The organism is Spirosoma terrae, from assembly GCF_010435915.1.
Classification (GTDB): Bacteria; Bacteroidota; Bacteroidia; order Cytophagales; family Spirosomataceae; genus Spirosoma; species Spirosoma terrae.
On the sequence record NZ_JAAFZH010000006.1, the window covers coordinates 52,747 to 68,144 of the forward strand.

12 protein-coding genes are annotated in these 15,398 nt (G+C 49.0%); 3 read left to right on the plus strand and 9 right to left on the minus strand.

The genetic code is table 11. The annotated features are described in order from the left end of the window. Positions 1-364: 364 nt before the first annotated feature. The 5 genes from GK108_RS15115 to GK108_RS15135 all read right to left on the minus strand — a co-directional run bounded on the left by GK108_RS15115 (position 365) and on the right by GK108_RS15135 (position 4,078). Positions 365-523: a DUF2256 domain-containing protein gene (locus GK108_RS15115; protein ID WP_163949843.1), complete on the minus strand. Its 159-nt coding sequence runs from the start codon at positions 521-523 to the stop codon at positions 365-367. A gap of 13 nt (positions 524-536) precedes the next feature. Next, on the minus strand, positions 537-1,265 hold the full coding sequence (locus tag GK108_RS15120; RefSeq protein WP_163949845.1) for an SDR family NAD(P)-dependent oxidoreductase: 729 nt from the start codon (positions 1,263-1,265) through the stop codon (positions 537-539). Positions 1,266-1,414: 149 nt separating this feature from the next. Beyond that, a complete protein-coding gene (locus GK108_RS15125) occupies positions 1,415-2,218 on the minus strand; it encodes an NIPSNAP family protein (protein WP_163949850.1) in 804 nt (267 codons plus the stop codon). 78 nt (positions 2,219-2,296) lie between these two features. Beyond that, positions 2,297-3,337 carry a sugar phosphate isomerase/epimerase family protein gene (locus tag GK108_RS15130; protein WP_163949853.1) on the minus strand — a complete coding sequence of 347 codons (1,041 nt, stop codon included), beginning with the start codon at positions 3,335-3,337 and terminating at the stop codon, positions 2,297-2,299. 12 nt (positions 3,338-3,349) lie between these two features. Then, complete coding sequence (locus GK108_RS15135; RefSeq protein WP_163949857.1) at positions 3,350-4,078, minus strand: 3-keto-disaccharide hydrolase; 729 nt, start codon at positions 4,076-4,078, stop codon at positions 3,350-3,352. 390 nt (positions 4,079-4,468) lie between these two features. On the opposite strand from GK108_RS15135, the gene GK108_RS15140 reads away from it, so the two are divergent. Then, complete coding sequence (locus tag GK108_RS15140) at positions 4,469-6,997, plus strand: PAS domain-containing protein (protein ID WP_163949862.1); 2,529 nt, start codon at positions 4,469-4,471, stop codon at positions 6,995-6,997. Between the two features lie 367 nt (positions 6,998-7,364). After that, the gene (locus GK108_RS15145; RefSeq protein ID WP_163949866.1) at positions 7,365-7,766 is read left to right on the plus strand and encodes a DoxX family protein; all 402 of its coding nucleotides are present in this window, start codon (positions 7,365-7,367) and stop codon (positions 7,764-7,766) included. Between the two features lie 143 nt (positions 7,767-7,909). Here GK108_RS15145 and GK108_RS15150 read toward each other — a convergent pair whose 3' ends face one another. The 4 genes from GK108_RS15150 to GK108_RS15165 form a co-directional block, all read right to left on the minus strand. Then, positions 7,910-8,926: a zinc-binding alcohol dehydrogenase family protein gene (locus tag GK108_RS15150; RefSeq protein WP_163949871.1), complete on the minus strand. Its 1,017-nt coding sequence runs from the start codon at positions 8,924-8,926 to the stop codon at positions 7,910-7,912. Between the two features lie 293 nt (positions 8,927-9,219). Further along, positions 9,220-9,846 (minus strand): carbonic anhydrase, encoded by a 627-nt coding sequence (locus GK108_RS15155; RefSeq protein ID WP_163949874.1) that lies wholly within the window; start codon positions 9,844-9,846, stop codon positions 9,220-9,222. Positions 9,847-9,944: 98 nt separating this feature from the next. Then, positions 9,945-10,883 (minus strand): dihydrodipicolinate synthase family protein, encoded by a 939-nt coding sequence (locus tag GK108_RS15160; RefSeq protein ID WP_163949876.1) that lies wholly within the window; start codon positions 10,881-10,883, stop codon positions 9,945-9,947. Beyond that, complete coding sequence (locus tag GK108_RS15165; RefSeq protein ID WP_163949877.1) at positions 10,876-12,468, minus strand: sodium:solute symporter; 1,593 nt, start codon at positions 12,466-12,468, stop codon at positions 10,876-10,878. Before GK108_RS15165 ends, GK108_RS15160 begins: the two co-directional genes overlap by 8 nt. A 324-nt stretch (positions 12,469-12,792) precedes the next feature. Here GK108_RS15165 and GK108_RS15170 point away from each other — a divergent pair, with 324 nt between their 5' ends. After that, positions 12,793-15,147: a DUF5703 domain-containing protein gene (locus tag GK108_RS15170; RefSeq protein ID WP_212592808.1), complete on the plus strand. Its 2,355-nt coding sequence runs from the start codon at positions 12,793-12,795 to the stop codon at positions 15,145-15,147. Positions 15,148-15,398 lie beyond the last annotated feature (251 nt).

Consider the following 15,398-nt stretch of genomic DNA (forward strand, 5'->3'; position numbering starts at 1 on the left):
TCACCTAAAAACATCCAATTGAAGACTAGCTTATACAAGCCGACAGGTTTTTAGCCCACCACATATTGGGTCATTGACTACCTACTATACTACTCTCCCATCTGTCCAACAGCGTACCAGTTGAGCTACGCATCGGCAGAAGCTGGGGCCGCCTTCAGACGCTACGTATAGTAAGCAAAAAGGTTGTCAAAGACAGCAGGATGCTACCTATGACAACCTTGTTAAACGGTCCGGCTACGTTATAGTAATAAGCCGATTATTGAGCGCAAAAAGAACGGATTGATCGGTGGAAATCGGATACCTGTAAGTACCGTAGTCAGTTTCCATAACGACTTACCGAAATCAATCAGCTATGGCCGGTATTTCAGCTCTGTTTGGTATGTTTCTCTCTACGACAACGTTCGGAACAGTAGATTACCTCATCCCATACTTTTTCCCATTTTTTCCGCCACGAAAACGGACGTTGACAAACAGGGCACATTTTTTCGGGTAGAGTCGACTTTTTATATGATTTCTTTTCCATACATATCACCCTTCTACCCTTTTACCCGCAAGGTACTTCGCCCACCATCGACGGGAAAAATTTGTCCGGTGATCCATGATGCATCTGGCGACAAAAGAAATTCGGCTACGGCTGCCGAATCGCTGGCCGAACCTAGCCTGGCAATCGGGTGCATTTTTTCGATAGCCTCCCGCATGGTCGGTGATGAAGTCAGGGGTTTAGCAATTGCCGTATCGGTCAGACTGGGGGCAATAACGTTAACCCGAACATAGCTCGACCATTCGGCGGCCAGCGACTTAGCCAGTCCTTCCACAGCGGCCTTGGCGGTACTGATCACCGTATGATTGGCGAATCCGCTTTGCGCGGCAATGGACGAGAACAGCACAACACTCCCCTGCCCTGCCTTGAGCGATTTTTCCAGCACTTGCAGCATACGAACAGCCCCCAGCACATTCAGCTCATAGGCTCTAAGAAAGTTTTCTGTTCTGGCCGATTTAAGCGGCATCAGATCGATAGAACCAATGCAATACGCGAAACCATGCAACGGACTATCTGCCGAAAAGTCAGCAAGCCCCTTCGCTACGCTGTTCTGATCGGTAACATCCAGCTGCCGTATTTCCTTAACCAGCGATCGACAATCATCCGACGCCTGATCGGGATGACGCATGGTTGCGATAACCTCGTTCCCGGCTTTAGCGAGCCGTATGGCTAAATCCTCACCAATGCCGCCATGCGCACCAGCAATAAGAAAGCGTTTTTTCATAGTAGTACCCAGATAAAATTTACTCAGAGCCGACTGCGGCCAGCAACCCATTGGCAACGGCTTGTGTATTGGGTTTGTTCGGGAAAAAGTAGAGCCTGTTATCCGTTAATTTAACGGGTAACAGGCTCTTTTCTAGTACGCACTACATGCTAAATCTGCGAAAAGGCTGCGGGGACCAAAAACAGCCGATTGATGTTCGATATAATACGGGCGTCTGTAAACTCCGGCACGGAGCTGATCTTTTTCCACGCTGGATCGCTGCCAAAGGTCTTCCAGTTCTGATCATGCTCTTCCATGTTGTCGAATGTCAGCATATAGGTCAGATTGGGGCGAAACGGGCCAATGAGCGTTTCGCCAAAGAATACGGGAGTTAGTCCTACTCGTTTGAAAATCGCGATTTCACCACCCTCGTTAAACATCTCTATTTTTTTCTTGCCAGCCGTTTCGCTATGGCTCTCATAGCGACGCAGTTCGAAAATACGAGCCTTTTTCTCGGGCACGTCCAGCTTAGGCATGAGTTTGAACGCCTTCAGCAACGAGCTTTCGATACGTTCATAAACAGGTGCGGTAGCTTCCGCCTGTAAGTATTCCGCACCAGCCTGCGTATACGTAGCATCATTGGCGAGCTTATCAGCGACAGAAAAGTAATCGTCGAGCGAATTAAACGGAATCAAAACAACCAGCTTCGTGAATCCCTGTGGCAGGTATTCGGTAAACACACCAATCGTTTTGCTTCCCAGCCGATTAAGCGCCGGAATGGCTGCCTGCTGAAAATAGGTTTCGACCGCTTTCCGTTGCCGATTGTTTTTCAGGGTGTAAATCCGTAGTTCATAAAATTCGGGATTTACGTTTTGTTGAGACTCGGCAGCCGCCGAGGTTTGACTAATCGGAGCCATAAGCCCCGCGAAGGCACTGGTTACAAAAGAGGATTTTACGAACGTACGTCTTTTCATCAGAGGATTTATTGACAGAGGGCCAGAATAAGGCCGGGTTCTGTAAGCATCCCAGCCATTCCCGGCCCTCGTTTTAGGTTAGCTCAGAATAGTCCGGCAGTAGTTTACGCATTTTTTCACCTCAGCCACCGAGGTTGAGCCTTCCGGCACTTTGTATTCCAGTTCGACAGTGGCCGGGAAGGTGTATTTCTGATCGCTCATCAGCTTCAGCACTTCCGTTAATGGCGTATCGCCCTGGCCCCAGGGCAGATTTCCTTTGCCATGCGCGGGGGTCTGACGGTCTTTGATGTGCATGCTGGCAATACGGGTGTGCTTTTGTTTGATCAGTCCAATTGGGTCAGGCTGTCCAGCCGCTATATAATGGCCCAAATCGAAATTCATCGCATTGCCGGGCGATTGCGCTAGGGCCGTATCCCAGAACGTCGGGGTTTGCTGCTCATGGCCATGGTAGCCAACCCGGATGCCGTGTTTCTCAGCCATTTTACCCAGTTTCAGGGTATGCGCATCGTTGGCCGGATGTTCGAGCGTAACCTGGTTAGCGCCCAGCACTTTGGCCGCCTGCATGCCGTAGTTGATTTCGGCATCGGAGTTCTGCATACCAAAGGCGTCGGGCTTAAAGCCATAAATCTGAATACCCGCCTGGTTATACATCTTTTTCAGTTGCTCGAACTTACTCATCGACGCCGATTGCCGCCACTTGGCTACCTCCTGCCGATAGGCTTTCTGCTGGGTTTCCAGCTCCGTCAGGGTTTTCTGTTCGTCTTCGGTTAAGGGCTGGTTGTCGCGTTTTTTGCGCATCAGCGGAAACATCACCTTCATATCGACCGAATTCTTCGGAGCCCCCGCAAACGATTCGGCAGGTCCGCCCATAAGCTCAATGGCGTTGATACCGCTATCGAGAATATATTGCAGTGTTGCCTCGGCACTCTGGTCGGGCATATCCCGGTACGAATACGTAATAACCCCAATCTGTACGCCTTTCAGCAATGAATTGGGTTTATCGCCCAGACTACGGATGAGCGCGGGCGCACCAAAAAGCTTGCTATTGTTGAGTACTACGCCCGACAGAAGCGCAGCCGTAGCGCCCAGAAACTGACGACGTGTTGGTTGATTGTCCATGAATCTATATGGTTAAAGGGTCTTCAATTTGATATTGCGGAACCAGACACTGGTATTCCAGTCCTGTAAGCCAATCCGGCCAACAAACTTGCCGTTAGCAAACGGTACACCTTTTTGGGCTTTGGCCGCCACACGCTTTTTCCAGTCGGCACTCGTTACGTCGTGTTCCTGCACAACGTAGCCATTTATGGAAACGGTTAGCTTATTTTTCTTCAACGAAACATCAACTTTATTCCAGCTTCCGAGTGGTTGCGGCTCCTGAATACGCACGTCGGCAATGCCGAATAAATCACCGGAACTGTGTGGGTGCTCCACGGCTTTCTGGTATAATTTGTCGTCGCCAACCTGAACCTCAAGGGCCGTTGTATAAATCTTCTCATTTTTAGGAGCCTCCTCTACAAAGAAAAAGAAACCACTGTTGGTGTATTTCTCGATTTTGAATTCCGCTTTAAACTCAAAATCGCCCGAAATAACCGCATCGGTTGCCAGATCGCCCGAATCGCGCGGTTTGTCGGTAGCCGTTTTAGGTACGTCCAGATGCAGTACCCCTTGCTCTACTTTCCAGGAAGCAGGGGTTCCTTTACCATTATAGCGATGCCAGCCGGCCAGATCACGGCCATTAAAGAGTAGTTTCCAGCCCTCCTTCTTTTCCTGAGCCGATAACGTATTGATGGCTTGCGCCTGAGCGAATAAGCAGGACAGACACATCAAAAAACTAAATGCAGAGCGTTTAAAAAACATAATTACAGGTGATTGAATAGCTATAAGACAACCGTTGCTATAAACTAACTCCTAGGGCTGAAAATACGCGACAAAATAACCAAAATGCCCATAGCGGGCAGGCTTCTACCTCCGTCAGTCAGAAAATCAATTTCGTTCTAACTTTAGCCCCCCAATAACGATTTATAGAAAAAATAGCCAATATTTAGCCATCTTAATGCGAAGTGGCGCATCTTATCCAGACTCCTTGTCCCACTCAATCAATGTTTATGAATACGAGTTTACCTTTTTTTTCGCCGGTCCCGCCATCTATTCCTCTACTACATACAGAAGGCGCTCTCCCGCCATCAGGTTACCCGATTAGCCAAGTAGATTTACACCATCCATCCGCCTTGAAGCCAATTATTTGTTATGCCAGCTAGTCATCTAGGGCCGTATTCTTTTTTGCAGGGCGGTGGGGAAATGGGCGAACTCACCCGGCTGTATGACTGGTCGAAAACAGCAGTAGGATCGCCCGCGTATTGGTCACAAAGTTTACGAACGCTGATCAATATGATGCTGACTTCGCGCTTTCCCATGCTTATTTTCTGGGGCCCCGAACTCATTACGTTCTATAATGATGCGTTCCGCCCTAGCCTGGGTAACAATGGTAAGCATCCATCGTCGCTGGGTCAGCGCGGAGAAGAAAGCTGGGCCGAATCCTGGCCGGTTATTGGCCCTATGATCCATACCATTATGGCGGGTGGCGAAGCCGTATGGTTTGAAGATCAGAAGCTGCCTATTTACCGCGATGGCGAAATGAGCTTTGCCTACTGGACCTACAGCTTCAGCCCGCTTACAGACGATACGGGTTCAGTCAATGGCATACTGGTTACCTGCACCGAAACGACGCAGTCGGTTCTGAGTCGGGAAAAAGCGGAAGAAGCCCAGCAGCAGGTACTGGCATTCTTTGAGCAGTCGCCCGTAGCGGTGGCCATTATTGACAGAGACGATCTAGTCTTCCGTATGGCCAATCCCTTCTATGGATTCCTGGTTGGCCGCAAACCGGACGATCTTGTTGGCAAATCATTACTAGACGCACTTCCTGAGCTAGCCGGGCAAGGGTTCGATCAATTACTGAATCAGGTTGTCAACACCGGAACAGCCTATATTGCCAACGAGGTTGCTGTGGACTTGGTCCGGAATAACAAGTTAGAAACCATCTACGTCGATCTCACCTACCAGCCCCGGCGCGATACCAACAATCACATTGTGGGCATTCTGGTGGTTGCTACCGATGTTACGCAACAGGTACTGGCTCGTAAAAAGATAGAGGAAAGTGAAGCCCGTTTCCGGTCACTTATTACGCAGGCTCCCGTGGCTACGGGCTTATTTATCGGTCGGGAACATATCATTGCAGAAGCGAACGAGCCCATGATCAACTTCTGGGGCAAAGGAGCTAATGTTGTCGGTAAAACAGTAGCCGAATTACTACCAGAACTACAGACTCAACCCTTCTTACAGATTCTGGATGAGGTATACACCTCGGGCGTTGCCTACCATGCTACGTCAGACCGCTGCGACTTAGTAATCGATGGTCAACTCCAGACATTCTATTTCAATTTCACGTATCAGCCTGTTTTTAATGAGCAAGGTGAGGTGTATGGGATACTGAACATGGCAATCGACGTAACGTCCGAGATGGTGATTCAGCAGCAACTGCGCGAAAGTGAAGAATCGCTTCGGGGGGCCATTGAGTTAGCCGCACTAGGCACCTGGAGCGTTGACCTGGCAACCCGAATGGTCCAACTCTCTGATCGTCATCTCGACCTATTGGGGCTCGATGAACCCGAAATCAGTTTGCAGAATTTATCGCGACTTGTCGCGAATCAAGACCATGAACGGCTCAAGAAAGCCTTCCTGGATGCTCAACTGCTTGGTTCTGCCGGAAAATTCGATGCTGAGTATTCCATTATCAACGCTAAAACCGGAAAACGCAAAATTGTCCACGCCCTTGGGAAAGTTCACTTTAATCACGATGGTAACCCAGTTCGGATAGCCGGTACGGTGCAGGACGTTACCATGCAGCGTGAATTACAACTGGAACTGGAAAGCCAGGTCCAGTTCCGTACGGAAGAACTGGCTGCCACCAACGAAGAGCTGGCTGCTACCAATGAAGAATTAGCCGCCACGAATGAAGAACTGACCGAATCGACCAGCTTGCTCATACGCTCCAACGAAAACCTGCAAACGTTTGCCTATATCGCCAGCCACGACCTTCAGGAGCCATTACGTAAAATCCAGCAATTCGGTGATTTGCTCAAAACGCAACTTGCCGATGCAAATGCCGAACAGTTGAATTACCTGGATCGGATGCAGTCGGCCGCTAGCCGAATGTCGATGCTGATTAGAGACTTGCTTAATTTCTCCCGCATTTCTACCCGTCGTGAACCAAACCGGCGGCTATCGCTTGACGATGTCATGGATAGTGTACTGACTGATCTGGAACTCGTCATTACCGAAACCGGTGCTCAGATTGACATCGACAAACTCCCCATCGTATCGGGCGATCCATCGCAGTTAGGGCAGCTTTTCCAGAATCTGCTGAGCAATGCACTGAAATTTAGCCGGGTCGATTCGGTTGGTAATCCAACTGCTCCTCGGGTTGAGATTCGTTGTCAGCTTACCAAAGCAGACTTTTTGCCATTATCGGTACGGCCAGGACGATTATCAGCTCACTATTATCGGATCGATATGACGGATAATGGTATCGGCTTCGACGAAAAATATGTAGACCGAATTTTTCAGGTATTTCAGCGTCTGCACGGACGTAACGAGTTTGCCGGAACGGGCATTGGGCTGGCCATCTGCGAAAAAGTTGTGGCCAATCATGGCGGGGCTATTACGGCTACCAGCCAACCAGGAAAAGGCGCTACGTTCACGGTGTATTTACCAGCCTGAACGCCAACTCCCCATCAAGGTCAGTTGTCTCTACCAACGTAGCAAATCGACATTTCACGCTCGGTTTGCTACGTTGGTAAATCTGCGTAACGACCGTCAAACAAATCCATTCGTACGGACTACTTTTCTTCGAATCAGTCTATTTGTCGCTACGTTGCCAGCCGCACACACAGTCGGTTTAGTCTGGTTACTTTACGGATCGTATTACGTCCGATAACGAACAGCGAAAAATGTCGTAAATACCCCCACGATTGCCGGTTTTACCCCCTATTCATGCGGGTCAAAAGCGTTACTTTTGATAGGTAATCAAGTAGACAACAACCGCTAAATGACACGCATTCGTTCGCTAAACGCAACTTCCAAAACCATGAAAAAGACAACAATCACGTATTGGATTCTGACCGGTTTATTTGCTTTCGTTATGATTGGCTCGGCCATTCCGAACATCATGGTCAATCCGATGTCGGTGCAGGGCTTTAAAGAGATGGGCTACCCAACCTACATCATTCCGTTTCTGGGGTGGGCTAAGTTGCTGGGCAGCATTACCATTCTGGTTCCGGGCTTTCCGCGCCTTAAAGAATGGGCCTATGCCGGGCTTCTATTTGATTTACTGGGTGCTACGTATTCCGTCGCAAACAGCGGTAAACCTATCGACCAGTGGGCGCCTATTTTTATCTTTGTGGCGTTGGGTTTTGCATCGTATTATTTCTATCACAAACGGTTAACTGCAACAGCCGAAGCCGGGCAGAACCTCGGCATGGCGGTCTGAATCGATTGAACACATCAACAAAGTTATTACCCACAGAGGCACAAAGATCCCTACGTTTTTCGCTTCTATAAAGAAGCGGGTTCTCAGTGATCTTTGTGCCTCTGTGGGTAATAACTTTGTCTTACTACGTATCAGTCCAGTGTTTATACTAGCTCGACCATGGCTTTAATAACGCCATTGGATGGGTCAAGCCAGCTTTCAAACGTATCGCGAACCTCGTCGAAACCAACCCGGTGCGTAATATAGGTTGTTGGCTTCACTAGTCCTTGTTTCATACAGGCAATTACGTGTTCGAAGTCCTGCCGGGTTGCGTTTCGGCTACTCATCAGCGTTCCTTCTCGCTTATGAAACTCGGGGTGACTCACGCAGATTTCACCTTTCTGCAACCCCACCAATACGTAGCGGGCACCGTGTGCCATATACTGAAAAGAACCATTAATCGCCTTCTGGCTTCCCGTTGCATCGATCACCACAGTCGGCATATCGCCATTGGTAATGCTACGTAGCTGGTCAACGACATCAGCCGACCGGGCATTCACGGTATGCGCAACGGTAAGCTTTTCCCGGCAGAAGGCAAGGCGTGATTCGTTGATATCCAAGGCAATAACTCGTCCACCCGCAATGCGGGCAAACTCCATAATGCCCAGACCGATAGGGCCAGCACCAACAACCAGGACAAACTCGCCGGGTTCAACACCCGCCCGACGAACCCCGTGCGCGCCAATAGCCAATGGTTCTACCAACGCCAGTTCATCGAAACTAAGTCCATCGCCATGTACCAGCGAATAGGACGGTACTGACAAATATTCGACCATTCCGCCGTCGATATGCACACCACTTACCTGTAAATTCAGACAACAGTTTGGCTTACCTGATCGGCAGGCAATGCACGTACCACAATTGAAATACGGGATAAACGTAACGCGCTCGCCCGGCGTGAAATCAGGAGCGCCATCGGCTTCAATCAATTCACCCGCCAGTTCGTGACCAAGAATTCGGGGGTACGCAAAAAAGGGCTGGGTTCCTTCGTAGGCATGCAGATCGGTACCGCAAATACCAATCCGTCGGATCTGAATAATGGCTCTGCCTGGAGCGGGAGCTGGCTTCTCCCCTGGCTGATAATCAAACTGCCCAGGAGTTGTGCATACTAATGTTTTCATGTAACGTAACTAGTCGAAAAACTGCCCGAAATGTACACGTTTGATGGGTAATCTGACCTATATCGCTTCCAGGTCGTCCACCCAAATCGATCTGTTCACCACGCGCTGATCCTATCTTTCAATACGTGGCAGTGACCTCAAACGGGCTATTTTAATGAATAAACTGTTCTATGCCAGTGTACTGTCTATAAACAAAAAGGCCGCACGATGGCAGCCTATTTCGTTCTCGGCAGGATTGACAGGACGCTATAACTACTTGGTAACCATCCAGTCAATCCTACCGAAAAAACTCCCTATTTCAGATCGTATATTTTCTGAATATTTTTCATAACCGTGGTCGAATCGATATTCAGATCGACCAGTTTACCACTGCGAATATCGAACACCCATCCGCTTACGGTTAGCCCTCTTTCTTTGAATGCCTCCTGTACTTCGGCGGTTTTCAAGACATTGATACACTGCTCCTGTACGTTCAGCTCAACCAGGCGGTCGAACCGTTTTTGCGTGTCTTCGATAGCATCCAGCTCATCCATATGAATCCGGTATACATCCCGAATATTACGTAACCAGGGGTTCAGAATCCCCAAATCGGCCGACTCCAGCGATGCTCTCACCCCTCCGCACTCATAGTGTCCGCAAACAACAACGTGGTTTACCTTCAGGTGCCGAACGGCATAGTTGATGACCGACATCGCGCTCAAATCAATAGAAATTACCATGTTGGCTATATTTCTATGAACGAACACTTCGCCCGGATGCGCACCCATCAGTTCTTCGGCCGTAACCCGGCTATCGGAACAACCGATGTATAGAATTTCGGGCTTCTGTCCTTTCGAAAGATTTGAGAAATAATCCGCATCAAGCGACAGTCGCTCTTTAATCCAGTTTTCGTTACTATGGAAGATTGATTCAAATTTCATATAAAGGCCTTTTTAAAAAGAGTTGGCGACCAAATTACGGGGAATATCCAGAAATCCCAGTTTACTCTTTTCAAAATCTACTTACCGTAACTAATGCTTTACACCTTTTCCAGCGCCAGTTCTTCCTGCAAGCGGCTATACGTAGCAATCAACTCCGCTACCTGTTTAGCAATGGCAGGCGTAAACGTACCAACATCCCGTCGGGTAAATGTCGACATTTCGAAGCCGCGCAATTGCAGAAAATATTTCGACACGGTCGGATACACGTTGTGCATGACGTCCATGCTGTCGATCAGGAATTGCTGCACGGTTGCTACGTCGGCCTGTAGATCGGCGTCGTTGTAATGCTGACAAAGCCAGACAATCAGTTCCGGAAAGAAATTGCCCTGAATACACGAAAGCCCCGCCGAACCCGCTTTCAACGACTCAACGGCATGCACCATGTAGGCATCATACAGACCAAAACCGGGCCGACTCGCGAGCCGTAGCTTTTCTTTAATCTGCTCAATATCGAGGCTGGTATCTTTGTGATAAATCACGCGTCCGGTATCGACAAAAAGTTGGAGCTGCTCCGGCGAAATCAGCCGTTTATAGGGAACCGGACATTCGTAAAAGCCAACTGGAACGTTTTCTGTCTGGTCCAGCAACTGAAATACACGCTCATTGAACACAGCATCCGTTTCGGCTTCGTCGGCCAGCAATCCCGTAATCAGGATCACCGCATCGGTGCCCGTTGCGTGTACGCGTTTCACAAAATCAGCCTGCGTTGCAATAGGGCCACCGAACGTTCCGGTAGCGACTACCGGCACCGCTCCGTTTGTCACCTTAATCACATGCTCGATAATCTGAATTCGCTCGGATTCGCTTAATTCAAACATTTCGCTCGACAAACAATTGGCAAACAAACCAGCGGCTCCGGCCTGCAAATACAGTTCGGTGAGTCGGGTGAGTGCATCGAAATCAATAGCGCCAGTATCGGTAAATGGCGTAAGCATCACAGGAATAAATCCTTTTGGGGCAGGTGGTTGATTATTCATTGGAAAGTAGTGTAGCTTCCTTGGTTTGTTCTAAAGAATGACCATTTAGCTTTGTTAGCAATACGCCAACCAGAAAGATAGTCAGCGTACCGATAACGATAATCATATTGCTGTGTAGTGGGTTTCGCAGGTAAGCGTACTCATCCGGCAACTTGCTGGAGAACGTCATCCAGATAATGACAAGTACTCCGATCATTGTGGCCAGCATGGCTTCGCGGTTTCTGGTTTGCCGACTGATGAGACCGAGTAAAAACAGACCGAGCATACCAGCCGCAAATATACCCGACAGCGTCCACCAGGCATCCAGAATACTTTTTACCCCGATCATGGCGAGCCCCGCTCCCAGCCCCATCAAGCCAACTATTATGGTGGCAATGTGCAGGAGACGCAGTTGTTTCTTAGCCGACGGATTGGGGTTGATGTAGCGTTTGTAAATATCTTCCGTAAACACTGTTGCCGACGCGTTCATACCTGAACTGATCGTACTCATGGCCGCCGACAGAATCGCTGAAATAATCAACCCCATCAATCCCGCCGGTACGTTCGTCACCATGAAATTCGGCATTACTTTGTCGCCATAATCGGCCGGTTGCAACGTAGCCGCCATGCGCGACACCTCGGCTGCCGATGCCGAAGCGGGCAGTCGTTCGAGTGCTACGTTACGCCGGATGGTTTCAAGCAGTTCGGGGTGTTGCTGGTAATAGCCAAACAGGCAGGAGCCAATGACAAAAAACAGCAGCGATGCGGGTACGTAGAGCCAGACGCACAGCCACAACGAACTCCGCGCTTCTTTTTCCGAAGACGTCGTATGGTAGCGTTGAATGTAATTCTGGTCCATCCCGAAATTATTCAGGTTGATAAAGAAACCATACAGCAGCACCACCCAGAATGTCGACTGTGTAAAATCGGGCGATAAACTGCCCAGACTAAACTTATCGTTCGCGTTACCAATATCGACAATGGTCGATACGCCACCGGGCATGGCCATCACAATCAGATATAGAATCAGCAACGCCCCGAACGTTTTGATAACGCCCTGCACTACCTCCGTCCAAATCACGGCTTCGATGCCGCCCATGACGGTATAAATAATAATACAGACACCCATCACCAGCATAATCGTCTGCATCGAATAGCCGGTAAGCGCCTGTAAGCTCAGGGCAATGCCCAGAAAAATCGATCCCATGCGCGCCAGTTGTGTCAACAGAAAACAGACCACCGCGTAGGTTCTGGCCCACGGCCCAAACCGATGTTCGAAGTGCGTGTAGGCCGACACTTCGCCGGTTTTCCGGTAAAACGGAATGAAAAACCGCGACGCTACGTAAGCCGCAATCGGCATCGACAGACTAAACACGAACGAATTCCAGTTTCCGCCAAATGCTTTACCCGGTACGCCCAGAAACGTATTACTACTCAGGAACGTAGCGTAAATCGACAGGCCCGTTGCCCAGCCCGGAATCAGACCAGAAGCGGTCGTAAACTGATCGGCATTTTTGTTTTTCCGGGAGAAATAGACGCCCACCAGCACCATGGCCACCAGATAGGCAGCAATAACACCGAGGTCGAATAAGGGGAGATTTTTCATGGAAGGTTACAGCGTTCGACTCGTTACGTACTAATACGTATTTCCTATAAATACGTACTTTTCGTTCGAAAAGACTATCAACCCTTTTCCCTTACCGTACTGTTCCCCGGTTTTGCCGTACAGGATGGTCAGTGTTTTCTGTGATACAGTTCGTTGAATCAATCAACCGGTTCCACTACGAATCATATTCTGGCATATGTGTGAATCAGATGAATCATAAAAATCTGCGTTCTATTTTTATGACAAAAAAATCATCAAATACGTATACCATCTGGCTCCACAAAGCTACTTTCTACATTTGCTTTTAATTATACGCTATTCGTCTTGACACGCCTTCGCTTCTTCTACACAACGTATCGAAAAATGGCGACAGCCCTATTATCGATATCGTTACTTATAAACACATTAACACTTAGTCTTGGTCAAAAATCGCCGATTGATCAACACAATGTAGTATGGACGAGCCAAAGCAAAAATTCGTCCGAATCAATGTCTTGTGGCGGTGGCGATATTGGCCTAAATGTCTGGGTTGAAAACGGTGATTTGCTATTCTACGTAGCAAAAAGTGGTACGTTCGACCATAACAACACAGTGCTGAAACTGGGGCGCGTTCGGCTAAAACTCTCGCCCAACCCGTTTGCTGACGGCGCTACGTTCCGGCAGGAATTGGTGCTGAACAAAGGGCATATCGAAATCAGTGGTGCTACGTCGGGGCTTTCGGCCAACGTAACGGTTTGGGTCGATGTATTTCGGCCGGTTGTACACGTCGACGTATCGAGTAATAAAGCGATAAAAGCCGAAGCTGCTTTTGAAAGCTGGCGCTACGTCGATCACGTTAACAAAGGCAAAGAAAACAACGCCAACTCCTACAAATTTGCCCCACCCGGCGAGGTTACAACGCTGAAAGATTCGATCCGATTTATCGACAATTCCATTGTTTTTCATCACAGAAACGGAGTGGAATGGTCAGCTTTCGACGCCACCGTTCAGCAGCAGGGTCTCGACAGCATTAAACAGCAGCTTTTTAACCCCATCAAAAACTTAACTTTTGGCGGTCGGTTATTGGGCAAAAACATGAAGCCTGCCGGCACGTATCGGGGCCGATATATGGACACCGATTTTCAGGGCTGGAAACTCGTCAGTACGTCAGCCTCCCGAACCCATGAAATAACTGTTACGTTGCATTCGGCCCAATCCGACAACGTAACCGACTGGATGCAGGGGCTTGATAGACGCCAGCAAGACGCCGTTACGTCGGCTAAAACGGCACAGGCCAAAACGCAGAACTGGTGGCAGACTTTCTGGTCGAACAGTTTCATCTACATCAATACTCCGCCCAATTCACCCGAATGGCAGGTAGCCCGAAATTATCAGTTGTTTCGGTACATGCTCGGGTGCAATGCGTTTGGCCAATACCCAACCAAATTCAACGGCGGTCTGTTTACGTATGATCCGTCGACAATTGATTCGACGATGCGCTTTACGCCCGATTTCCGAAACTGGGGTGGTGGCATTCATACCGCTCAGAACCAGCGACTTGTTTACTGGCCGATGCTGAAAAGTGGCGACTGGCAACTGATGAAACCGCAGTTCGATTTTTATCAAAACAGCCTCAAAAACGCGGAGTTGCGAACTGAGTTTTATTGGCAACACAAGGGAGCCAGCTTTACCGAACAGATCGAGAATTTCGGGCTTCCCAACTTTGCCGAATACGGCATAAACCGCCCGGCCGGTTACGACAAAGGTATGGAATACAACCCCTGGCTCGAATACGAATGGGACACCGTACTGGAATTTTGCCTGATGATGCTCGACACCGAACGCTACGCGGGCCAGGACGTATCACAGTACGTTCCGTTCATAGAAAGTTGCCTGACGTTCTTCGATGAGCATTATCAGTATCTGGCGAAAAAACGCGGCAGTAAAGCATTGGACGGCGATAAAAAGCTGATTCTGTATCCCGGTTCGGGGGCCGAAACGTACAAGATGGCCTATAATTCGACCTCAACCATTTCGGCGCTACGTACTGTTCTGACCCGACTATTAGAACTACCCGATACGTATCTGACTACTGAAAAAAGAGCGAATTGGAAAGCGATGCTCGATCGGATTCCGGCCATTACGTTCCGGTCGTTCGATGGGCACCCGACCATTGCTCCCGCCAAACTTTGGGAACGTATCAACAACGTGGAGTCGCCCCAGCTGTATCCGGTTTTTCCGTGGGGCATTTACGGCATCCGCAAACCGGGTCTGGATACAGCGATCAATACGTATCGGTACGACACGGATGCACTAAAATTCAGAAGCCATGTGGGCTGGAAACAGGACAACATTTTTGCGGCCCGGCTCGGCCTGACCGACGAAGCCGCCCGGCTTACGCTTCTCAAACTTGGTAATGCGCCACGCCGTTTTCCGACATTCTGGGGGCCGGGTTTTGACTGGACACCCGACCACAATTGGGGCGGTTCGGGCATGATTGGCTTGCAGGAAATGCTGTTGCAGGCCGATGGTAAAACAATCTATCTGTTTCCGGCCTGGCCCAAAACCTGGGATGTTCACGTCAAACTCCACGCCCCTTACACCACCACGGTTGAAGCCGTCCTGAAAAATGGCAAACTTGAATCGCTAATCGTTACGCCTGAATCCCGACGTGGAGACGTGGTGAATTTGCTGAAGTAGCTCCTTTTTCGGTGATTAGGTCGATGATCGATTGAGTGTAAATCATCCTATTACGAACTAAAATCTGGCGGATCTAACTCGACAAATCCACTTGGTAAACTCGCCGTTAATTGAGTTTATCTACGACCAACAAGTGTGGCACCTTACCGTTATATTTTCATCATAAAAAGCCACAGAATTGCCCTAAAAAAAGCATTTCTTACTTTTTAAAAAGTACAAACCTAAACGTTGGCACAACTTTTGACAACTAT